This window comes from Candidatus Magnetominusculus xianensis, assembly GCA_001541255.1.
GTDB classification, from domain to species: domain Bacteria; phylum Nitrospirota; class Thermodesulfovibrionia; order Thermodesulfovibrionales; family Magnetobacteriaceae; genus Magnetominusculus; species Magnetominusculus xianensis.
Genome location: LNQR01000060.1, coordinates 19,656 through 42,452, shown reverse-complemented (window position 1 = coordinate 42,452; position 22,797 = coordinate 19,656). Strand labels below are relative to the sequence as shown.

Sequence of the window (22,797 nt, the reverse complement as noted above, 5' to 3'; positions counted from 1 at the left end):
GTGAGCGTCATCGAGATATTGAAGACCCACGATAAAGTGATAAAGAGCCAATTCCACCTCAAAACTATAGGAGTGTTTGGTTCCTTTGCCCGTGGAGAGGCAAAAGCAGAAAGTGATGTCGATGTCCTTGTTGAATTTGAAGATGGATATGTTACTTTTGACAACTACGCCGAACTAAAATTCTATCTCGAAGACTTATTCAACAGAGAGGTAGACTTGGTAACGATGAATGCCATTCGTCCACAAATGAAGGAGGTCATTCTTCGTGAGGTTACATTTGCATAGAAGCTATAGGCTTTACCTTGAAGATATCCTGAATAGAAATAATATTACATTAATACACTTCATATCATTTATTGCTGGGATATTCTTTACATATCTGTTGTATAGATTATTAACATATCACACCTGTCTTATATCATATCCTTACCAACTGGAAGTTAGAGAAGGAGGCATGATACTCTCTACGGATTTGATTCTAAAAGGTGGTAATCCATATGATTTTATAAACCATCCTGTATATATGAATATCTATGGCATTATGTATAACTATGTAGTGATACCATTTTACAAAATGTTATCTGGTGTTAGTCATGAAAGATTATTACTGCTGGCTCATAGGGCTGCTACAGGAGTATTTATATTTCTCTCGTGTTCGATAGTTGCGCTTATTATGCTGCGCTTAAAGATTAAACCTATTTTTATATATGGGGCTTTTATTATACAATATGCTTCGTTAATATTTTTTGTGACGCCTCTTTCAAAGCCTGACAGTTTAGGTATGTTTCTATTTCTGCTCTGTATTTATATACCTTGGCGTAATGACTACTCAAGAAACAGCTTGATATTAAGCATTATTTTTGGGCTGCTGAGTTTTTATACAAAAATATATTTTGTGCTGGGTACTATAATGCTGCTGTCATATGTGTTTTTTTATATTTCTAAGGAGAAAGGCCTGAAATGGATGACAGTCTTTTTTGCTTCACTGCTGCTGTCTTTATTCTTTGTAAACAGATATTATGAGTCATATATTTACTATACCATTATTCATCACATTAATGCTAACAGCTATAATATCCACTCTAATAACTACCACCATATTAAATACCTGTTATACCAACTGTATTATTTTGGAAAGCACTCTGCAGGATTAATTATGTTTTTGTTGTTAATTTTAATATATAATATTTATAAGCATATAGATTATTATAAATATATAAAAATTGATTATAAGATTATAAAAAACCCTTTCTTTACACATCAAATATCGCTTTTCACATACTGTGCGTACATATCTATGATTGTCTTAGTATTGATTCTTGGCGGTTCTAATGGGGCATGGATGATTTATTTTTTCCAGATTTACCTGCCTTTCTTTTTAATAAGTACGATTGCGCTGACAAATAATTATAATGTCTTGCGGCACATATCAATAATATTGCTTTCACTATCAGTTTATACCAGCTATTCCTATTGTTTGTTTTGGGCGGTCATCCCCCCTATGGGTGTTTTTTCTATTGACCCGTCAGAGATATTTATGAATAGAAATGTAGAGGCGCAGTGGAGACAATACAACAGCCTGATACAAAAAGGTAAAAATATCCTGGTCGCCGCTCCTCTTAGCATTAGCGCTGTCAGCAGAGGACAAAAAGTGTATGATTCAGGTTTTTCCTGTTACCGCAATGAAGTAATGCCGAAAAATCCTGTGTTAAAGAAAATATTCTCTAATGACTTCGATGGCTATAATGAATTGTTTATGGAAACAATTGAAAAACAGATATTGAATAAACAATTCGATATAATTATTTTATATAAGGACCACTACGAAGGGGGAGGCGTAACAAACACGTTTATAAGAAATATAAATGATATTGATAAGAATTATCAGGTTAAATTCAGCTCAAATTTTCAGTTTCTGCACTCAAGAGAAAAATATTTTATGTCCGTTTATTATCCAAGACAGTGAACTTATAGCTCCTCAGAAGGCAAGGGGAGCGCCCTCTCCTGACTTTTGGCTATGGCAGTGCGATTGTGGTCAGGCTTGAAGGAAAAAACCAATTTGTGTCTCTTCGAATTCACTCAGATTTTTAAACTTTAGCCCAAAGCTCATGGTTTTGTCTGTTTCCTCTATTATTGTGACAATTTCTCCCTGTACTTTTATTGGGTCTTCCCTCGGCGGTAAGGAAAAGCTCAATGAAATGTAATTACCTGTCTTTGCATGAACAGATACTGTCTTATAACACCTTAAGCGTAATCCTCCGGTTGATATATCTATAATTGTCCCTTTTTTGAACGGACTGCTGGTTCCTTCAATATAATATGATGCCTCAATCTTGACCTTTTTACGATAAAACTGCCGCTTGTTGACATTAATAATAATAAACTGTTTGCATTTTGGACAGGTGATATTAAATGCCTGCTCAGGTGGGTATTCTTTTCTTACTGTTCCTTTGATTCCGCAGTGTGGACACACAATATGCATCTCGGTTGATGGAAATACAGTTATTGTCTTAGGTTGCGTACCTGCTCCCTTAAACAATTCAGCCTTTATCATTTGGTATTTCTCCTGATAAATCAATCAATATTGTTAAAATCTGGGTTTATTCAAACGTAGTGACGTTATCGCGCCGTACCCCCAAATTGACTAACTGTCAAATGTACCATCATACAATAATCATAGCAAAATTCATGCCATAATAACCACGCATATTTCACGCGTAAATCATATGACAGCCGTGTATGGCACTGATTAATGTTGACATATTTTGTCAGTGAGACAAACAATGCCGGGTTTCAACAGACGACTCATAGTTTTTCAGTTAGCGCCAGGATGAGGCAAGTCAGGGCTATACTCCATTTTACCTATCTGTCGGCATTTTGACAGGAGTTTGACGAAAACAGCATTGATGTGTTATTTTAGCTGATGGTGCAGCGTTGGAATTCTAAGTTGCCGAAATTAGCCGAAGGGTGATTTCAGAGAGGGGGCTGTGTATGGAAAAGTACCTGTATGACTTGCTGGATATTCTTATAGTCATCTTTTTTCTTTTTATCTCGAAAAGGACAGCCGACTTTCTTACGAAGTTCGACGATGACGACAGCGTGGAAATTGGCGCCAACTCCGCTGTTGCCCTATGGCGTTTTGGTCAGTATTTTGGTATGGCCATCGCAATGTCCGGCTTACTGGGTACAGAAACAGCGATGAAAGATATACCGTCTTTCTTTCTCAACGGGGCGCTTGTTACGCTGCTGTTTTTTCTTTCTCACTACATTAACAGGTATCTGTTTCTTAAGGGAATAGACAACAACAAACTCATCGGAGAGGGCAATGCCGCCGTGGGAATGGTCAACTGCGGGATTTATCTTGCGTCGGGGCTGGTTCTCAACGGGGTACTCTCAGGCGGGGGCGGGGGATTACTGTCTGCGATTGTGTTCTTTGCGCTGGCACAGTGTGTCATAGCTTTGATATTTTTAATAACACAGAAAATCTATCAAATCGGCATTAAAGATGAAATAGCAGGTGGGAATCTCAGCGCCGGGGTCTTCCTCGCCGGGGTTGTCATATCCTATGCAGTGATTCTCAGATCAAGCGTGTCGGGGGATTTTATAGGATGGGAGCGCGGAATAATATCATTTTTTGTCAGTGCTTTCGTCGGGCTGGCCTTTTTGTTTGTAATACAGAAGGTTGCTGATGCTATTTTTCTTCCTAAGACCACACTGTCTGAGCAGATTATTAAACGAAACACCGCCGCCGTGACAGTTGTAGAGGCTATTTCACTCTCGGTTGCTATTGTCATTGCCCGGATAATGTGATAAAATGGGATTGGATGATTTAAGATGCATAAAAAGATCAAGACAGCGTCAGTCGGCAGCATATTTTTTCTTGCAAACGCCTTGTTAACAACATCGGGGTGTTCGCCGGAGCTGAAGGACTGCCCCCCGCAGTTTGCGAATGCTTCTGCGGCTGTGCAGAAATACGGCGTTATCACCGAGGTACAGGAAATTGAAAAAGGGGAGTTTAAAATCGTCAACGAAGTCCCAAGCAAATGTTCCGGTGTTATGGTCACTCACATAGACGGCTCAGTCGAGATAATCCCTCAACAAAAGGCTGAGACGATGGTTAGGGATGTCCCGCCAAATAGCGTTGGACTTGGCCTTGGGACGGTGCTTGCCTCGGGGTTATTCGGTTATATGCTTGGCAGGACGTCTTTTATCTCGTCAGGTATTTATGCCAATGAAGGCATTTACAGGCAGACCCTCGCAAGAAAAGACATTATTACAAGAAAGACCGGACGTGAGGACAACTATGCAGGAGGGTCAGGTTCAGGCGGCAGATATGGCGGCAGCGCTACTTACGGCTCAACTAGTTCAAGCAGGGGCGGCTTTTTCTCCAGAATTTTTGGCAGTGGATCAAGTTAACAGTTCCAGTGAATATTATAAAGATAAATCCCATCAACGAAGGCATTTACACCGAAATTGGCTATACGTGGTACAATACGCCTGATGCAGCGCCCTCCATTGCCGATGAGCTTGTCTGCGTTACCGAGGCCGAGGGTGACAACTATTATAAGGCCGCAGAAGAGCTCTATGATATGTATATTCAGGCGGCACAATATGTAATCGATAACCGTCTCTATCACCTGCTTGACATTGATGGCTCTCTCATTGCCATGATAGAGCATACGTGGGAGGATGAGAGGCATTTTCACCTCATGGGGCGCTTTGACTTTGCTGGTGGTCTCGATGGAATTCCCATTAAACTTATCGAGTTTAACGCTGACACGCCTTCGCTTATATTTGAGACAGCTATCATACAGTGGATGCTGCTCAGGCACAATAAGATGGACGAGACCCAGCAGTATAACTCATTATATGAGGCAATAAAGGAATCGTTTGTCAGACTAAGACAGCTCAATCCTAAGTTTGCGGGCAGCCCACAGGACATTCCACGCGCCCTGTTTTCGTCGCTCGATGAATTTCCTGAAGACGAGAACACCGCCCGTCTGATAGAGGAGGCCGCGTTTGAGGCAGATTTCATTACTGATTTCGAGTTTGTCGATAAGGTTTTTTTTTCAAGCAGTGAGGGAATCTCCCTGAAGGACTCCGAACGCTGCTATCGTTATGATTATTGGTTTAAGAGCCTGCCATATGAATTTATCAGCCTCTATGAACCTGACCTTGCGGCAATCCTGACAGATGTGCTGAGAAATGAAAGGGCTGTTTTGCTCAATCCCCCATATGCGCTTTTATTTCAGTCAAAGGGTTTGTTGAAGATACTTTGGGATATGTACCCAGGGCATCCACTCCTGCTTGAGACTTCATTTGAGCCGTTAGCCGGTGTATCATACGTAGAGAAAAAGACGCTTGGACGGGAAGGTCAAAATGTCTCGATTGTAGATAAAACCGGCAGGACTATCCTGTCTAAAGACGGTGAATACGGCGCATATCGAAGCGTATATCAGGAGTTTGCCAGATTTCCCGCAGACGGCGTGGGGAGGTCTTATCAGGCCGGCGTATTTTTCTCCTACGAGCCATGCGGACTGGGCTTCAGGCGGGAACAGGGGATAATCCACAACAATTCCCAGTTTGCCGGTCACATCGTCGCATCGGCAGTTTAACGTGTGGATGGCACATGTGTTACGCCATGACGTTATATTCTTTCAGTTTTTCCCAGAGTGTCTTTCTGCTGATACCCAGCACTTCTGCGGCCATTGACTTATGGCCTGATGTCATGTCAAGGGCATTGAGAATTGCCCTGCACTCGGTATCTTTCACTGCCCTGGCCTTTTCTTCCTTCAGCGACAACAATGGTATGTCAGATTTGCCGGATTGTAAAAAATAAAAATGTTCACTTTTAAGAAAATAGCCATACGAGGTTAGCATTGCCCGTTTAATTGCATTTTTTAATTCTCTGAGATTACCCGGCCAAGGGTACCTTGATAAGAGTTTTATAGCATCCTTGGTTATTTCCCTTGCTGGAATACCCAACTCATCAGCTATCTCGGCTATAAATTTGCTGGCAAGAAACGGTATATCCTCAATCCTCTTAACTAACGGCGGTACTTTGATGACAAGCCAGTCAGTGAAAGCTTCTTTCCCATATGTTTGTTCTAATTGTTTTTCATTTGAGCGAACCTTGTGGTTGACCGGGAAGGATGCAATTATACGGACATCCTCTCCTGTATCATCCAATTGCGTGACTGCTGAAATCAGGTTGGACTGGGCTGTCATTGATATATCCTGCAGCCCTTTGAAATAAATAGTGCCCCCTGCGGCCTGCTTAAATAATTTGTCAATTCTGGTAGAGACACTTCTGTTTCCCCTGGAGGCAGAGCCGATGTCAAACTGTATAAAAGGCCCTCTAACGCTGGTGTCGCAGTTGTGTATAAGACGGGCAATTAATGACTTGCCAGTGCCGCTCTCACCCTGAATGTTTACAGGAATTCTTGTATTAGCGGCCGTTTCTATACCTTCAATGGTTGTTTTCACATTTTTACCAGAACCTAAATGCCCCATCAACATTGAAGTAGTCTTAGTTTTTGCCTTCTTTAAACTCTCTTTAGACTCTATACACCGGCTTAAGATATATATGAGCCTTTCTATGTCGGGCGGCTTGTGGAAATAATCGTATGCACCATTGCCTAAGGCCTCTATCGCCGTATCTATTTCGTCATTGCTGACCAATAATATAACCGGAGTGTCTGCATTGAGTTCTCTCATTTTATGTAATATTTGTAAAGCGCTAATATCCGGTATTTTCAAATCAAGAATAACGGCTGCAGGTGTACTTTTAATAAAACATTCAATAGCAATAGCGCCATTATTAGCTTCTACTACTGAGTAACTATTAATTTCTAAAAACGATTTCAACGCTTGTCTTACAGGATATTCGCTCACTGCCACTATAATTTTATACATAATTGCCTCGCATGTTTAATCACTCTATATAGTTATTACGCAATTATCATGCCAGAGAAAAAGTGCAGTATTTCGCAGTGTTTATATTACACCGCTGCCAGTTTGTGAGTATAAACTTACCACTGTATGGAGTTTGCACCCACATATAGGGCAGCCATTTCTCTGCCTTATGAGAACTAATCACAACCGGCTTTCCTCCAGTTTTCTCCAGTTATCTCCGGGCACACTCCCAAATTAATAAAACCTTAAGCGCACCACCTGTCTTAGTATATCAGAAGGTAGTTTACATATCGATTACAAAACTCCTCTTTTTAAAAAATAATTATTGAAAAGTGCGAGGGCGGCCTTACGCGGGGTCTATGACGAGGCGTATTTTTTTCTTTGGATATTCTTGTTTTATTATGTTTTTGAGGCTCAGGACTGCCCCGGCTAAGGCGGCTGAATCTTTTGCCTTTATAATCATGTGCGTACTTTGGGTGTAACCCTTTATTAGCTCATCCGATTGTACAGGGCCCAGGACTTCAACTGCCCCGGGGTGGCCGTCTAATTTTATATCGAGTTTTATATCGTTATAGTGAAACTCTATCGACGCCATTTTCCAATAGGGCGGGTAGTTCAGTTCTTTTCTTTTTTTAAGCTCATTTGTGATAAATCCCTCGTAGTCATAATCTTCCAAAAACTTATAAGTCGGCTCATCTTTCAGTGCGGTAAGCAGATATATCCTTCCATTCATTCCGGCCTTTCCGGCATTTCCGGTCATCTCTGCCATTACCAGCACGTCCTGATACAATCTCTCAGCAGACAGGTAATCTGGAAAACTAAAGTAAACATCAGGATTCACGGCGGCCAGTATCTTGAAGTGCTTGTTAAACACTATTTTATTAAGCGAGAGTTTAGTGCCTACTATGACGGGGCTCTCGAGTGCCTTCTTAGCCATACGTTTAAATATTGCCGGGGTCTTTGCGGTATCTCTGTCTATACGAACAGGGGTGAGACCGGTCTTTTCTTTGATGAACTGCTCAAGGCGCTGTGAGCCGGGGGATACCTCTCTCAGGTCAAGCCCTGAGCATACGGGGCAGAAGTCCCGCGGCTTTGTGGTAAAACCGCATCTTTGGCAGCGCATGGACTTGTCCTCGTGAAATGTGAGCATTGCCCTGCATCGGGGGCACTTTTCCACTGTCCCACAGTCTTTACAGATAATAGTCGAGTAACCCTTTTTATTTATATAGACAAACGACTTGCTGCCTTTCTCTGCCGCATTGGCGATACTCGTGGTGATTCTGTCCGGGATGAGTTTTTTAAACGAACGAGTTGCCATAAGGCTTATTTGCGGCATTTTTTGTGTTGACACCGGTTTATAGAAGCCATATTCGTTTGTCGTTGTCTTGAAGTATGAATCACTTGACGGGCATGAAGACATTAAAACAACCGGTGTATTTTCTAACTTTCCACGCATTACAGCGACATCACGGGCGTTATAGCGCGGTGTACGCTCATGCTTATAGTAAGGGCTGTGTTCATCGGTAATAATTATCAGGGATGGCTTTATAAACGGGAATAGCGCCCCGGACATCGTACCAATTACTATGGGGCTTTTTGTGTTACTGGCCTCACCTGCAACGCTTAAGCGTTGGGCGGCTGTGAGGTCACCGTGTACTAAGATTGGCCTTATACCGGTTGTGTCAAAGAAAACTGAACCGAGGTATTTTACCTCCTCAATTGTAGGACACAGGATAAGCGCTGCGGCTTTGGCCACCTTGCATATGTATGACAACTGGTAGTCGTATGAAGGGGTATGCAGGAGGACTGCCCTGCCGGTATTTGCAGCGTTGGCGATTGACAGCAGCTCCTCTTTTTTTATCTTCAGGGGTTTAAAGGCAGTTTTGGGCATTTCAGATATTCGCCGTGTGGCTGTGTCCTGTTTGTCAGAAAAGAAGACCTGGGGCAGGACGAAACTAAGCACAAGGCCGGGTTCTGAGAAGTAGTAGTCGGCAATCCACCTGATGAGCGTCATCATTTCCTGTGACAGCGCACTGCGGTTGACAGCTATACCGGTTATTTCCTTTAAGCTATCTGTTTTTCCTGTATAATTTGGGGTAATGTCATATATTATCCCCATCTTCACCTTTGTCTTCAGGGGCGCATAGACAAGTACCCCGGGGACGGCACTGCCTTCTAAGTCAACCGGACAGATGTATGTAAGCGGCCGCAGATTAAGTGGAAACAGTATATCTATCGTCAACATTTATCACAGCACAGCACGGCATTATAAAATCTTATACCCCGCATCGATAACGGCCTGCTCGACGGCCTTTTGCGTTGTCCTAGCGTCGTCTATCTTCACAACAGCGCGGCCAATCTCTACGGCTGATGTATCCACCCCTTCAAGGGCGTCTATTGCCTTTTTTACCCTGTTCGTGCAGTGGGCGCAGCTCATCCCGCCTATGGTTAATTTTATCTCTGACATATCTCTTTGACCTCCTGTGATAGATTATTGTCCAACTATTGTGTGCAGTTCATCAAGGGCGCTGATTTGTCTTATCCCCGGAATTGAAAGCGCGTGTTTTTTGGTCTTGAAGAAAATTGGCGTTGCCCCCACTGCCAGGGCAGTTTCCATATCGACGTTTTTATCGCCTATGAATATTGAATTCTTAAGATCGACAGCGTGCTCAGCCCTTGCCCGCAGGAGCATCCCCGGGGACGGCTTTCTGCAGGCACAGTTATCTGCTGGGACATGTTTACAGTAGTAGAAATCGTCAAATCCATACTTATCTATGAACACCCGATGGAGCGCCTTTACGAAGCCCTCATCGACAATCCCACGCCCAATGCCCGATTGATTTGACTGTCCAATAAGCATATACCCCTTGTCCTTCAATGCCGCAAGCCTGTCAAGGCCGTCGTATGGTCGAAAATCACTAAAACTGTTCAGATAGTGCGCGTCCTCACAGAGTGTGCCGTCACGGTCAAAAAACACCGCCTTCTTCCGCCCCAACATGGCATCTATCTCATCGAAGACCTCTGCGGCAGAAATATCATTCATACAGTTTAGATGACCATGTGGACAAACGCGCTTAAAACAAGGCGTACAGGCTAGCTGTTTTCTAATCACCTTGTGCCCGGCTGAAAATTCTAACTCTGAGTCCAGACCAACCCCGGGTGGGCCGGTCAGCTCCGGCGAGGTCGAGCCAAATATTGCAATAACAGGTGTGCCGGTTGCGTAGGCGATGTGCATAGGGCCGGAGTCATTGGTTATAAGCATATCACAGCCCGCAATCCTGCCACACAGTTCCCTGATGCCGGTCTTACCGGTTAAATCCAGAAATGTCTCCTCCGCTGCCAAAACATCAGGGTTGATATGCCTGCGTATTGCCGCTGATATTTCAACATCCTTTGGGGAGCCAAACAAGACGGCGCTTCCAGCCTTTTCTGTTACAATCCGCTCTATTACATTAGCAAATCTCTCAGTCGGCCAGCGCTTTGCCAAACCGAATGCCGCACCGGGGTTTATACCTATTACAGGGCGTTTCAAGTGAGCCAGCACATCAAGGGCAGACTGCCTCTCAGCGGTAGTAAGATATATCCAGGGCAGACGGTATGGGGCATTAATGCCAGCCATTGTGAGCATATTGAGGTAGTAGCGGCAGTGGTGAAGGCGGAGTGTATCACCGGTTAGGGCTATGCCATTTGTAAGGAGGAATCCCCTGGCATCTCTCTTATAGCCGATACGCTGCCCAATTCTGGCAAGCCACGTAATCAGTGCCGCATCGAAGGCGTTTTGAAGCAGTATGGCTGTGGTGAAGTTCTTGGCTTTAAGAGTTTTTGAAAGCCTGAGCCTGCCTGCAATGGTTCTATCCTTGTATTCAATAATTGCCCCAACATGCGGGTCTTTCTCAAAAAGTCCGGCAACGGCAGGGTTTACAAGCAGCGTAGTGCTGCCCTCGGGATAAGCCCCCTTTATTGCCCTGAGCGCAGGGGCTGTCATCACGGCATCCCCTATCCAGTTGACGCCCCTGATGAGTATGTTTTCCGGCTCTGGCATATGCAATATAATAACAGTTTTTTTGCAGGGAAAACCCGCAGAGTAATAGCCGCTCAAATAAAAAAAGTTACGGGAGGTGGAAACACATAAAACTGCCCATAACTCACCGTATTTAAATGATTATTTAAAATCTCTCACACGCACCGGAAACAATAGGGAAACACGAAGGCAACCCCCCGGAACTCCACGCTGAAAACGCCGCGTCTCTACTATTAAATAAATACAGAGAGAATTCCTAAATAACTAACAAAATAATTAATATAACGACAAGACCCAGGGAATTCTATAGTAATTTAACAGCAAAGTAACGGCAGGGATAGTACAGATGGGGAAACAGCGCTGAGAGGCGGCCATTTAGTGAATCAACTCAACCGTCCAGCGCTGTCTTATTTCAGTATTACTTTGGTCCTACAATTTTCCACGTCGTATCTGAAACAGTTGGCAGTGACACAGCGCTGGCTGCCGAGAGCCCATTCATCAGCCAAATCGCATTCGCCCCGACTACCGAATTGCTCCATACAATATCAGGGTAGCCGTCGGCGTTGAAATCCGAAACAGCGGTAATCTTCCATGCCGTATCAGACACTGCTGCAATATATTGTGCCGAGGCCGGGGTTGTCCCGCTCATCAGCCATACTACGTTATATCCGGTTGATTTATTCCTCCAGAGGACATCGATGCTGCTGTCACCGTCAAAATCCCCCGTACCCACGATATCCCAATTGGTGTCTGAAACAGTGGGAAGCATCATGGCGCTCTTGACCGATGTACCAGTCATAAGCCATAAGGCGACATTTCCAGTAGTCGAATTTCTCCAGAGGATGTCTGCATAGCTGTCATTGTCGAAATCCCCCGTACCCACGATTTTCCATGTAGTGTCTGAGACGCCTGGAAGGAACTGAGCGCTCGTTACTGACCCAATGCTCGTTACCCATATGGCATTATAGCCATAGAGCTTGTGCCTCCACAATATGGCAGGGTAGCCGTTTGATGTGAAGTCGGCTGTGCCGACGATTTCCCAGTTCGTGTCAGTATTAGAGGGCAAAGACAGTGTGCCAGGAGGTGTAGTAGTGGTCATCGTCCAGATGACATTGGCGCCGGAGTAGGAATTTCTCCACAGTATATCGGCGTTGCCGTTCAAAAGGAAATCTCCGCTTACTTTTTTGGTAAATACTGCGGTTACGCTCCTGTCTGCAGTCATAGCAACAGTGCATGTGGTGCTGGTGGCGTTGTCACAGCCGCTCCAACTGGTAAACACAGAGCCTGAGGCTGCCGCAGAGGTCAGTGTAACCTGAGTGTCTTTTCCAATTGTGACTGTACCGGTCTTTCCGCTCCAGGAAAGCGTCCCCGTCGAAGATGTTACTGTACCTGAGCCGGTGCCTTGCTTTACAACTGTGAGGACGGCATTTGATGGATTTGTAAACACAACCGAAACAGTTTTTGCCGTTGACATTGTAACAGTGCATGTGGAACCAGACGTGGTATCGCAGCCGCTCCAACTGGTAACTGTAGAGCCTGAGGCTGCCGCAGCCGTGAGAACAACCTGTGTGCCAGCCCCGTATGAGGCCGTGCCGGTATTTCCAGTCCATGAAATCGACCCGGTAGAAGGCGTCACTGTGCCTGAGCCGGAGCCGCTCATCGTTACCGTTAATGTCTGCTGCGCCGATGATGAGGTCTTAAAAGACCCCCACCATGTGCCCCAGTTAGTGCTGCCCTTTGCGTACTCCTGAATGGTCCAGAATGTCAGGTCATCAGATGGGTCAACGGTTGTAGCGCTGTAATCTCCCCAGCGGTTTTCTGTGCCGCTATAGGTCAGGTAATAGGGGGCTGCGCCTGCCACAAGTTGTGCCACACTCTGCATGGTACCGGCGGCATCAGTGCTTAACCTTGCCGTGTAGTACCCCCCTGCATAAGTGCTGCTTGATGAGCCGGAAAAGCCAAGGGCGGCGTCTCCGGCACTGTTAACCGCAATCGATGGAAAGTAATAGAACAGATTCGGGTCGCTTACTCTTCCCTGTTGAACAGGGGTACCGGCAGAGGCCAGTGTTGTCGATGCCGAGGCCGGGTTTATCTGGTACCATGCCACTTCGGTCTTCGTAGCGGCTGAGTTCGTAACGCTTTGTGTTGCCCACAGGTAGCCGCCCCTGCATACGGAGTTCAATACCCTTGTATCATTTGTCGATATTTTTTCGGATGAGCCTAGCTGCGGGGCGCTGGGCAATGAACTAACAACAGGATACGTCTGCACGTGTATGCTGCCAAGCGTAGTCCATGTGTTATTAGTGATAGTAAATAATTTCAGATAACTTGCCGACGAGGTACTGTTTAAATAGTCCTCACTGACAAAATACACACTCTGCCCGCTGCCAAAGGCAGCGCACGGCTGGAGGGTGAAATCATAGGCGTTGTTGTTTATGAACTCCGAATAGGTAATCGTTGAGGCAGTTGACGTTAGCTGTGTCTTGGGGATTGCGTATGATTTAACGTACTGAAAACTTCCGGAGGTGTTGAACATATTTACAGAGATATAGAGATTGTTCTCGTCCATGCCGACGCCGGGATAATCAGCCCAGTTTGTTGTTTGAGTAGAGCCGTTGTCTAAGTCGGCACGAATCGCGTGCAGCGTCCATGTGCCGTTTGGGTCGCTTGTTGAGGATATGCCGACGAGGATATAGGACTTTGTGGAACTGTTACCTAAGGCGAGTTCTACGGCAATGAAGCGTCCGAGGTACTGGTCATAGATGACCTTTGGATCAAAGACGCCGTCAGCCGGTTCACCACTGCCTGACCCAAGTGACGCCCAGAAGGCACCGTCGGTGATATGAGCGGTCCTAGCGCCTGTGGATTTGTTGTAGTAGGCGACAGCGCCGTTTACAATAGTCATCAGATAGACAGGACCGGCTGCACCCATAGTATCAGGTGGAATCGCATGGCTGGCATTGCCGTTAAGGTCGAGGCCTGTGAAACTGGTCAGCAGGGATGGGGCTTGCTGCCCGCTTGAAGCACCCGGCACAACAGATTGGAGTTCAGGCGGCAGTTGGTTTACGTCAGGCACAGCAGTTGAATGGTTGTGACGGCGTTTTAACGGTATGATCCTTTTTTTAGGCGGCTTTACCGGCTGCAGCGCATCGTGCTTTTTCATCTCTTCTGTGGTCACTACGGAAACCGGTGCCTGCTGCGTAATAACATTTCCAGGAGTTCCCTGAACTCCATAAGTTCCTGGAACTCCGGTTACCGATTCCTTCGATACCTCAGCATACGAGACTCCACACATAATCACTGCCGACAATACTACCACTGCGGCGTATTTGTTAAATGTTTTCAAGTGAGTTCCTCCCTGTTAAATTGTTATTGGGGTCAGCCTTCTATCTATTTAAATTATAACAGTTTGCGGCAGGATGTGTCAATTCGTCTCGACATAATCAAGGTCTTTATCGAACGTCTCCTCAAGATGATAGTATGCATAAAAGGCAATCAGAAGGCACACAATGCCGACAATCGCTCCGGCTCTCAAAATGCCTGCATAACCCTTCGCAAACTGAAATGCTGCGGTAATCGGTATAAGTGTGCCGCGAATAATATTGGGCACAGTGGAGGCCACAGTTGCCCTGATATTTGTGCCAAACTGCTCTGCCGCTATGGTTATGAATAATGCCCAGTAGCCAACGGCAAAGCCAATGAACCCACAAAACATATAAAAGAACCCACTGCTCACCCCGCCAAGCATGAAATACCCCGCTGCTGCGGCTGAGGTGAAAATCAGAAATAACAACACGACCTTTCTCCTGCAGCTCAGGTATTGACTCAAAAAACCGCTGCTAAAATCCCCAACAGCAAGGCCAATATAACATGCGGTTACGGCCTCACCGGCGCTTACTGTGCCTGATACATTCAGAGCCTTTGCAAACTCAGGCGACAGCAGTATCAATATCCCTACGCAAAACCATATTGGAAGCCCTATCATGATGGACTTCATGTACTTGAGAAAGCGCTCCCTGTTTGTAAACAGCATGAAAAAGTTTCCCTTGCTGATTGTGCTTGACTCTATCTGCTTATACATCCCCGATTCGTAAACACCGATTCTCATAATAAGCAGCGCCATGCCAAGTCCACCCCCTATGAGATAGGCCATTCGCCAGTCAAATGTCTTAGCGATATAGTTAGCCAGTATAGCGCCCATCACCCCGACAGTAGCAACAATCGTAGTGCCATACCCGCGCAGCCCTCCGGGCAGGCTCTCAAGCACAAGTGTAACCCCGGCGCCAAGTTCACCGGCTAATCCTATACCGGCGATAAACCTCCACACGGCATAACCCGACGTGGATTCAACATAGGCATTGGCAATATTTGCCGCACTGTACAAAAAAATCGACCCGAAGAGGATTTTTAGCCGTCCTTTTTTATCGCCGATTATCCCCCATAAAAACCCGCCGAGGAGCATCCCCCCCATCTGCATATCAAGCAAAAAGATTCCCTGATTCAGTATCTCTGATGGCTCTACCCCTATGTCCTTAAGGCTCTGAACCCGCACAATCCCAAAGAGAATGAGGTCATAAATATCAACAAAATACCCAAGTGCGGCAACTATCACTGGGATAGAAAATATGTCTCTTATATCTCTGCTGAAACCGGCCCTCTCACTGTTGTTCATAGACGAATTATACCCTATTTGGTGTGAATGATAGTATTAAATCATAAATTAATGTTATATTGTCCTTATGGAGCCAGCAGCGGTAGATCTCTTGGTTTATAGCGAAATAAGGAGGATAACAGTTATGAAGAAAGCGCTTTGGGTGAGTTTGCTCTTTTTTTTCTGTTTCAATGCAGTTGCATTAGCAGCACAAGACGATATTATCGGCGAGGTTAAAAAGGTAAAAGGTACGGCTACCATTACCTATGACGGCGCAACGGCAACGGCCTCTACTGGAGCGAAGGTTTACAAAAAAGCCGTATTAAAAACGTCAAAGGATAGTTCCTTGTCGTTTACGTTAAAAGACAACACAGTGCTTTCTATGGGGCCGGACAGTGTGCTTTCCGTAGAAACGTTTGTTTTTGTTCCGCAGGATAAAAATCTCTCTTTGCTAACTAAGATGAACAAGGGTTCGGCAACGTACAGCTCAGGAACCATTGGTAAACTTGCTCCAGAGATGGTGAAGATAGAGACGCCGGACGTGTCGATTGGAATCAGAGGGACATACTTTTTAGTCACTGTTAATGAGTGATATTTCTTCAAATAAGGAGTAAAAGATTATGAAGGGAAAATTGACCATAGCATCCATAAGGAGATTTCCACTGAGGTTGATAGCGAGATTGTTGATGTGCATTGCAACTGCGGCATTGATAGCTAGTTGTGCGTCTGCTAAATCGGTCGTTGTCCTCATGCCGGATGAAACAGGCAAAACAGGGGCAATAGAGGTCACAACAAAGGGCGGCAGGCAGGTAGTAGATAAAGCTGAGTTTGCCGTTACTGTTACAGACGCAGCTAAACCACCTACCGAACCAAAGAAAATTGAGCAGTCACAGGTAAGAAAGTTGTTTGGCGAGGCAATAGATATACGACCAATTTTACCAAAGAGTTACCTTCTTTATTTTGTCAGCAATTCCTCAGAGCTGACAAGCGAGTCAACAGCGCTTGTTCCTTCACTAATAAACGACATCAAGAGCCGCCCAACTGTCGATATAAGCATAATTGGCCATACAGATACGGTTGGCAGCAAGGAATATAATTTAAAACTATCACTGGAGCGCGCCGAGGCAATCCATAAATTATTATTATCAGTCGGCTTGCCGGGAGGCTTGACTAAGGAATCCATTGACATAAGGTCACATGGCAAGGAGGACCCCTTAGTCAAAACACAGGACAATGTAGACGAGCCACGCAACAGAAGGGTAGAGGTAGTGGTCAGGTAGGGGTTTTACATCAAGGATAAAAGTAAAGAAATCAGACAGTCAGTGTTTGTCGGCGCCGTTGTTACAATGGTGCTTATTTATCTTGTTCACATAAAAGTGTCTTTTTTAGAAATCATCGATAAGAAGGTCTATGATGTTATATTGAGGGCATTACAGGACAAAAAAGAGCAAGGCTTTCCAGTTATAGTAGATATTGACGAGTTAAGCCTGAAAAAATATGGTCAGTGGCCTTGGCCAAGATATAAGGTATCTAAACTAATAGAAAACATATCAGCGCTCGGAGCCGTCAGCGTTGGGCTCGATATCTTCTTCCCTGAACCAGATCGCACATCTTTGTCGGTTATAAAAAAAGAATTAGAGAACTTAAATATCAGGATTGAGTATAGCGGTTTACCAAAGGAATATGAAAATAACGATGCCATATTGGCCAGTACGCTTGCAGCGGGTCCTTTTGTCGGCTCATATCAGTTTCTTTTTAACACGACAGATAACTTGCCAGCCCCGTGTGTCCTGCATCCGCTGGAAGTGTTTTGGGTTTCGGAGGCGCTAGAAAATAATCAAAGTAAATTGTTCTATCAGGCTAAAGACGCCATTTGCAATCTGAAAGAGTTTGGTCTGGCAGTCAAATACTCAGGTTTTACGAACGTAAATCCTGATTTAGATGGGGTAATACGCAGGGTGCCTATTATATTTAAGTATGGCGACAGTTATTATCCATCCTTTGCCCTGGCAATACTCTTGCAGGCAATATCGTCAAACCAGATATTTGTGCATTTCGGCAAATCTGGCATAGAGTCCGTTCAAGTAGATAAAGTTAAAATTCCCATTGATCAAAAAGGTAATATGATTATACGCTACTATGGCAACGCCTCCCGCTTCGATGTCATCCCTGCCTTTAATGTGATAGAAGGACATGCAGGTCGTAAAGAATTCGAGGGAAGAGCCGTTGTAATCGGAACAAGCGCCGCCGGTTTGAAAGACATACGTACAACGCCGTTTAATCCTAAAGCGCCGGGATTTGAAATACATGCCACTGTGATTGAAAATATCTTGAGAGGGGATTTTATAAGCGTACCTGCAGGGTTTGGCTGGATTAATATTATATTGTATATGATATGCGGGGCGCTGTCAACTGTGGCAGTCACAAGGTTACGGGTAGTTGTCAGTACAGCGCTTGTTTTAGCTTCATTGATTGGTATTATATGTGTTTCTCTCTGGCTTATTAGAACCTATGCAATGTATATTTCACCTTTCCCCCCTTCTCTTATATTATTGTCTACTTTTTCCATTCTTAATATTTTTAAGTTCAGGGTTAAGGAAAAACAGTTAATCAAGAGCATTGCAGACCTCGCAAGAACTCAGGAGGCCACGATTGAGGTCATGTCTAATGCCATAGAAATGAGAGATAATATGACCGGTGGGCACATCCAGCGAACTAAGGAGTATGTAAAGGTGCTTGCCATGCACTTACGTAGCAGAGGTAAGTTTGCAGGGCAGCTGGATGACGAAACTATAGAACTTATGTATAAATGTGCCCCCCTGCATGACGTAGGAAAGATTGGTGTGCCGGATAGAGTTCTTTTGAAAACAGATAAATTAAACGACGAGGAGTTTGGGCTGATGAGGCAACATTCCGAGCATGGAAAGACAATTATAAGGAGCGCCATTATGAAAGCAGGAAACATCCCTTTTTTAACGATTTCTGAGGAGATGGCATACACACATCATGAGAAGTGGGATAGCAGTGGATATCCCAATAAGCTCTCGGGCGCTGACATACCTTTGGCTGGCAGGATAATGGCTGTCGCTGACGTTTATGACGCACTTATAAGCAGCCGCGTATATAAGCCTGGCTTTTCGCATGAAAAGTCAGTTGCTATTATAAAAGAAGGTAGTGGAAAGCATTTTGATCCTGATGTTGTTGAAGTGTTTTTAGAAAAAGAAGATGATTTCAGAAAGATTGCGCTCAAATTTGCCGATAGTGAAGAGGATGTGGCTAGGTTGAGCAAAACCTTAACATAGATATTCGAACAACGACTCTATAGATTTTTACATGAGGCAACACGCTCCGCAAGCGATGGGGAATATAACCCCAGGCGATTTAACGGGCAGCGGCCTTAATTGTCCTGATCAATGCCTCTGCCTTTTTCAGCGTCTCGAAGTATTCACGCTCTGGCACTGAGTCTGCGACTATCCCGGCGCCGACCTGCACATATGCCATGCCGCCCTTTATGACAAACGTCCGTATGATTATATTTAAGTCCATGTTGGACGAGAATCCTATGTACCCGGCTGACCCTGTATAGGGACCTCTGGCCACTGGCTCAAGCTCGTCTATTATCTCCATACACCTGACCTTTGGCACTCCGGTTATAGTGCCGCCGGGAAATGTTGCCCTTATTACGTCAAAGCAGTCCTTGCCATATTTGAGCCGCCCCCTGATGTTAGATACTATGTGGATAACATGTGAATACTCCTCGGTAATCATCAGCTCATCAACGCCGATAGTGGCATATTCACAGACCCTGCCAATGTCGTTCCTCTCAAGGTCGATAAGCATGATATGTTCAGCACGTTCCTTTTCATTTAACAGCAGTTCTGCCCTCATCAACTCGTCTTCGTGCGTGTCCCTGCCCCGTGGTCTTGTGCCTGCAATTGGCCGTGTCTCAACGGACGCCCCGGGGGAGCTGGGCACGACACTGACCAGGCGCTCAGGCGATGAGCTTACAATGTGATAATCGCCAAAATCAAAATAGCACGCAAACGGTGATGGATTAATAAACGACAGCACCCTGTAAATATCCCAGGGTGAGGCATTCTTTATCTCTGCTGATAGGCGCTGTGACAGATTGGCCTGAAATATATCCCCTGCCCCAATGTACTCAAGCGCCCGTCTGACCATGTCCATGTACTGTGACTTAGTCATGTTATAAAGTATCTCCACATCGCCGCGTTCTGTCACCGGTACACTCCCGCCTGAGTCCCTCACAGCCTTGAGCAGGGTTGAATATTCTTCGATAACGCCTGCGGCCTGGTCATAGTACTCCCGCCAGCTTGTGCCAATGGCGTTAAAGCCGAAGCGCGTTTGACGCGCCGCCGGACAGACGACAATCCATGCCTTCTTTTCCTTATGGTCAAAGGCAATGAGCTTGTCAATCATAAAGAAATGTGCCGTAGGGATTTTTAGGTCATCGATGGCTGAGTTTGGTATTTTCTCGAAATATCTGACAAAGTCATAGCTGAAGAGCCCCACTGCCCCGCCCTGAAACGGCGGCAGCTCTGGTGAGAGCCTCTGTGGATATGCACCGGTGAGTTCCCTCAGCCTGCCTAACGGGCTTTTAAGGGAGACGCTCGTGCCGACTTTTGGAGTTTGGGCAGATGCCACTGTTTCAATCCCGACTATGCCATTACGTGCCGTCAATATTAAGTACGGGTCGAATCCGATATAAGAATATCTGGCAATATTATACGGGCCTTTGATGCTTTCAAGGAGAAATGAATTCTTGCTCTTCAGCACATCGTAGTAATCTGCCGGGCGATAGTAGGGGATTTCCTTATACACCGGAGCGATGGAACCGCTCTCGGCACAGCCAGCCTCAAACGCGCTGCCCCTTGGATAGAGGGGATAGGTAGAGCCTTTCAAGTCCCGGGTCTCAATCTGATATAAAGCGTGACGCTGCCCCCTATATCTTGGGCAGCGGAATCCCTGTCTGCGCCTGATACTTACCGGTTTTGTCTTTATATGAGACCTCGCAAGTCTCCTCGGCAGCAAGGAAAATAAGCTGTGCAACTCCCTCATTGGCATATATCTTCGCAGGCAGTGGAGTTGTGTTTGAGACTTCTATAGTAACATGCCCCTCCCATTCAGGCTCAAGCGGCGTAACGTTGACTACAATGCCGCATCGTGCATATGTTGACTTGCCAAGACAAATGACCAGCACATCGCGCGGGATTCTGAGATACTCCTTAGAAAAGGCCAGCGCAAAGGAGTTCGGAGGGATAATACAGACATCGCCCTTGAAATCCACAAAACTCTTCGGATCAAAAGACTTCGGGTCAACGATTGTAGTGTTGATATTTGTGAAGATTTTAAACTCATCGGCGATTCGCATGTCATAGCCGTAGGAGCTGACGCCGAATGACACGACGCCCTTGCTGACCTGCTCAAAGCTGTATAGCTCAATCATACCCAGTTGCGCCATTTTCTTTATCCACTTATCATTTTTAACCATATTTAAAATCCCTCACTTATTGTAATGAACCACATGTGGTAAGATATTAAAAGCTCCACTATGTTTCATAGCATATTGCTATTTTATTCCCCATCAACATTGCTTTATACAAGGCAAGCTGCGCCCTATGGAGCAATTCTTCCAATGATTCGTTCTTGTGCATAGTCGCAGTACCAATTGCAATTGAAGTTAGTAACTGATGGGAAGTGAACTTCTTATCCCTTACAGCTTCAATGAAACTGTTCATCGATAGACAAGCACTACCACATGATGTATTGGGCATGCATATGATTAGTTCATCTGTACCGTGGCGTCCAATTATATCTATACTCCTGAGGTGGGTGCGTAACTCATCGGCAAGTTCTTTATACAGGTTGTGAGCTGTCTCCAAACCATGAGCATTCATTACTTCTTTGAAGTTATCCATGTCAATTATTGCCACTGTAAGCGGTGAATCCGTTTTTCTGCTCTTGTTGACTTCTTCTTTTAACTTTTGGTGGAAGTAGAGGTAATAAAACAAGCCGGTTTGGGGATCGATGGTGCGTGTATCTTTCATCAAATTATCCAGCATTTCTTTTCGTATCGCTTCAGAACATATAGATGCTATCGCAATAAGAAAGCTCTTAAGCTCATCTGTAATCTCAAGTCTTTTATCAAAATATAAGGCCAAAAAACCCATTGCACGATTCTCTACAGACATTCTCAGCAGTACTGCCATATCATAGTCGTGTTCAAGAAATATATCTTTATAATTGCTTTCATTTTCGCCATTTATTACGATGGCAAATTCATCCTGATAAAATATTCGCCCTATTATATCAGTACCAATGCTGCGTTTATAGGATTGTGAAAGCTGTTCTGAAACGTTATAACCGTATTTTATTTTGAGGTAGTCGTCCTTTTGATTTTTCTCTACAAATACTGCTGAGGTTATCCCTACTGAATTCACCAGGTTACATATTATCTGATGAATCATATGAATAGAATTGTCCTGTTTGCGTAACTCATCAATTGCCAAATACAATCCAGTTCTCATTTGATTTGTCATATCATATCGCTCCTTCGGTGTAAACAGTCCATTTAAACATGGATTGGCAGTATGTTAAACCATTATGTCCGTGTTTGTAAAGAGCTGGGACACGCCTAAATTCACCAAGCTGTGTCATCAGTTTTGGTTTTTTTGAGAGATTTTGGTAAGGGGTCCATCTCGATACTTTATTGCTCAAAAGTAAAATATGGATTATTTAACTAACAGGAATTTAATAATGGCAAACGTAGCGGCTAACTGTCCTATCCAGAAGAGGAACATCCACTTGATGTTCTCAGCCTTCGTATTGGCAGTCTCAGCACGCAACTTTTCTATTTCAATCTGTAGTTTGCCTGATTCCTCAGTAATGCGCTCGTTGACTTTGCCTATCTCAAGCCGTAATTTGCTTGCCTCTTCGACAAGGCGGCGTTCAAAGCGTTCCTCGGCTATAACAATGGCGTCTTTACGCGCGCTTAAGTCTATATCGTTGATAAGCGTGGCAAATGCGTCACTGGCGTCGTCGCCAAGGCGCTCTCTTAAAGAACGAGGTATTGTTATCACGCTCATGCCTTTACAGTATCACATTAAAATAATCTTGTCAACCTTCCTGATAACCCTAAATCCACCATCAAAATAAGATGGTGAATCAAGGCACGCTGCACATTCTTTTC

19 protein-coding genes are annotated in these 22,797 nt (G+C 44.8%); 8 read left to right on the top strand and 11 right to left on the bottom strand.

All coding sequences use genetic code 11. From position 1 onward, the window contains the following. Positions 1-285 (top strand): nucleotidyltransferase family protein, encoded by a 285-nt coding sequence (locus tag ASN18_RS08545; protein WP_085052327.1) that lies wholly within the window; start codon positions 1-3, stop codon positions 283-285. Between the two features lie 169 nt (positions 286-454). Continuing rightward, positions 455-1,966: a hypothetical protein gene (locus ASN18_RS08540; protein WP_085052326.1), complete on the top strand. Its 1,512-nt coding sequence runs from the start codon at positions 455-457 to the stop codon at positions 1,964-1,966. A 69-nt stretch (positions 1,967-2,035) separates the two neighbouring features. Here the strand turns inward: ASN18_RS08540 and ASN18_RS08535 are convergent, their stop codons facing one another. Then, positions 2,036-2,554: a PilZ domain-containing protein gene (locus tag ASN18_RS08535; RefSeq protein WP_085052325.1), complete on the bottom strand. Its 519-nt coding sequence runs from the start codon at positions 2,552-2,554 to the stop codon at positions 2,036-2,038. A gap of 437 nt (positions 2,555-2,991) precedes the next feature. Between ASN18_RS08535 and ASN18_RS08530 the strand changes: the two genes are divergently transcribed. Genes ASN18_RS08530 through ASN18_RS08520 form a run of 3 tightly spaced genes read left to right on the top strand, consistent with a single transcriptional unit; the run spans position 2,992 to position 5,615 of the window. Continuing rightward, positions 2,992-3,810 (top strand): DUF350 domain-containing protein, encoded by an 819-nt coding sequence (locus tag ASN18_RS08530; RefSeq protein WP_085052324.1) that lies wholly within the window; start codon positions 2,992-2,994, stop codon positions 3,808-3,810. A gap of 24 nt (positions 3,811-3,834) precedes the next feature. After that, complete coding sequence (locus ASN18_RS08525) at positions 3,835-4,416, top strand: Cj0371 family chemotaxis-regulating polar lipoprotein (protein WP_085052323.1); 582 nt, start codon at positions 3,835-3,837, stop codon at positions 4,414-4,416. Positions 4,417-4,424: 8 nt separating this feature from the next. Continuing rightward, positions 4,425-5,615, top strand: coding sequence for a glutathionylspermidine synthase family protein (locus ASN18_RS08520; protein WP_085052322.1), 1,191 nt, complete (start codon positions 4,425-4,427; stop codon positions 5,613-5,615). Positions 5,616-5,634: 19 nt separating this feature from the next. Here ASN18_RS08520 and ASN18_RS08515 read toward each other — a convergent pair whose 3' ends face one another. The 6 genes from ASN18_RS08515 to ASN18_RS08490 all read right to left on the bottom strand — a co-directional run bounded on the left by ASN18_RS08515 (position 5,635) and on the right by ASN18_RS08490 (position 15,608). After that, a complete protein-coding gene (locus ASN18_RS08515; RefSeq protein ID WP_085052321.1) occupies positions 5,635-6,915 on the bottom strand; it encodes a sigma-54-dependent transcriptional regulator in 1,281 nt (426 codons plus the stop codon). 346 nt (positions 6,916-7,261) lie between these two features. Beyond that, the gene (gene priA / locus ASN18_RS08510) at positions 7,262-9,160 is read right to left on the bottom strand and encodes a replication restart helicase PriA (protein WP_085052320.1); all 1,899 of its coding nucleotides are present in this window, start codon (positions 9,158-9,160) and stop codon (positions 7,262-7,264) included. Between the two features lie 21 nt (positions 9,161-9,181). Then, positions 9,182-9,382, bottom strand: coding sequence for a heavy-metal-associated domain-containing protein (locus tag ASN18_RS08505; RefSeq protein ID WP_085052319.1), 201 nt, complete (start codon positions 9,380-9,382; stop codon positions 9,182-9,184). Between the two features lie 24 nt (positions 9,383-9,406). Further along, entirely contained in the window at positions 9,407-10,957 is a 1,551-nt protein-coding gene (gene waaF, locus ASN18_RS08500; protein WP_085052318.1) for a lipopolysaccharide heptosyltransferase II, read from the bottom strand. Positions 10,958-11,354: 397 nt separating this feature from the next. Next, positions 11,355-14,282, bottom strand: a complete 2,928-nt coding sequence (locus ASN18_RS08495) for an FG-GAP-like repeat-containing protein (protein ID WP_085052317.1) — start codon at positions 14,280-14,282, stop codon at positions 11,355-11,357. Between the two features lie 78 nt (positions 14,283-14,360). Further along, entirely contained in the window at positions 14,361-15,608 is a 1,248-nt protein-coding gene (locus ASN18_RS08490) for an MFS transporter (RefSeq protein ID WP_085052316.1), read from the bottom strand. A 124-nt stretch (positions 15,609-15,732) separates the two neighbouring features. On the opposite strand from ASN18_RS08490, the gene ASN18_RS08485 reads away from it, so the two are divergent. Genes ASN18_RS08485 through ASN18_RS08475 form a run of 3 tightly spaced genes read left to right on the top strand, consistent with a single transcriptional unit; the run spans position 15,733 to position 18,889 of the window. Then, positions 15,733-16,179, top strand: a complete 447-nt coding sequence (locus ASN18_RS08485; RefSeq protein ID WP_236861616.1) for a FecR family protein — start codon at positions 15,733-15,735, stop codon at positions 16,177-16,179. A gap of 28 nt (positions 16,180-16,207) precedes the next feature. Then, positions 16,208-16,867, top strand: coding sequence for an OmpA family protein (locus ASN18_RS08480; RefSeq protein WP_085052314.1), 660 nt, complete (start codon positions 16,208-16,210; stop codon positions 16,865-16,867). Positions 16,868-16,909: 42 nt separating this feature from the next. Beyond that, positions 16,910-18,889 carry a CHASE2 domain-containing protein gene (locus ASN18_RS08475; RefSeq protein WP_085052313.1) on the top strand — a complete coding sequence of 660 codons (1,980 nt, stop codon included), beginning with the start codon at positions 16,910-16,912 and terminating at the stop codon, positions 18,887-18,889. Between the two features lie 79 nt (positions 18,890-18,968). On the opposite strand, the gene ASN18_RS08470 is transcribed toward ASN18_RS08475, so the two are convergent. The 4 genes from ASN18_RS08470 to ASN18_RS08455 all read right to left on the bottom strand — a co-directional run bounded on the left by ASN18_RS08470 (position 18,969) and on the right by ASN18_RS08455 (position 22,693). Continuing rightward, a complete protein-coding gene (locus tag ASN18_RS08470; RefSeq protein ID WP_236861615.1) occupies positions 18,969-20,510 on the bottom strand; it encodes an anthranilate synthase component I family protein in 1,542 nt (513 codons plus the stop codon). A 40-nt stretch (positions 20,511-20,550) separates the two neighbouring features. After that, a complete protein-coding gene (dcd, locus tag ASN18_RS08465) occupies positions 20,551-21,099 on the bottom strand; it encodes a dCTP deaminase (protein WP_085052311.1) in 549 nt (182 codons plus the stop codon). 58 nt (positions 21,100-21,157) lie between these two features. Continuing rightward, on the bottom strand, positions 21,158-22,147 hold the full coding sequence (locus ASN18_RS08460; protein WP_085052310.1) for a sensor domain-containing diguanylate cyclase: 990 nt from the start codon (positions 22,145-22,147) through the stop codon (positions 21,158-21,160). 192 nt (positions 22,148-22,339) lie between these two features. Further along, positions 22,340-22,693 (bottom strand): LA_3696 family protein, encoded by a 354-nt coding sequence (locus ASN18_RS08455; RefSeq protein WP_085052309.1) that lies wholly within the window; start codon positions 22,691-22,693, stop codon positions 22,340-22,342. Positions 22,694-22,797: the final 104 nt, after the last annotated feature.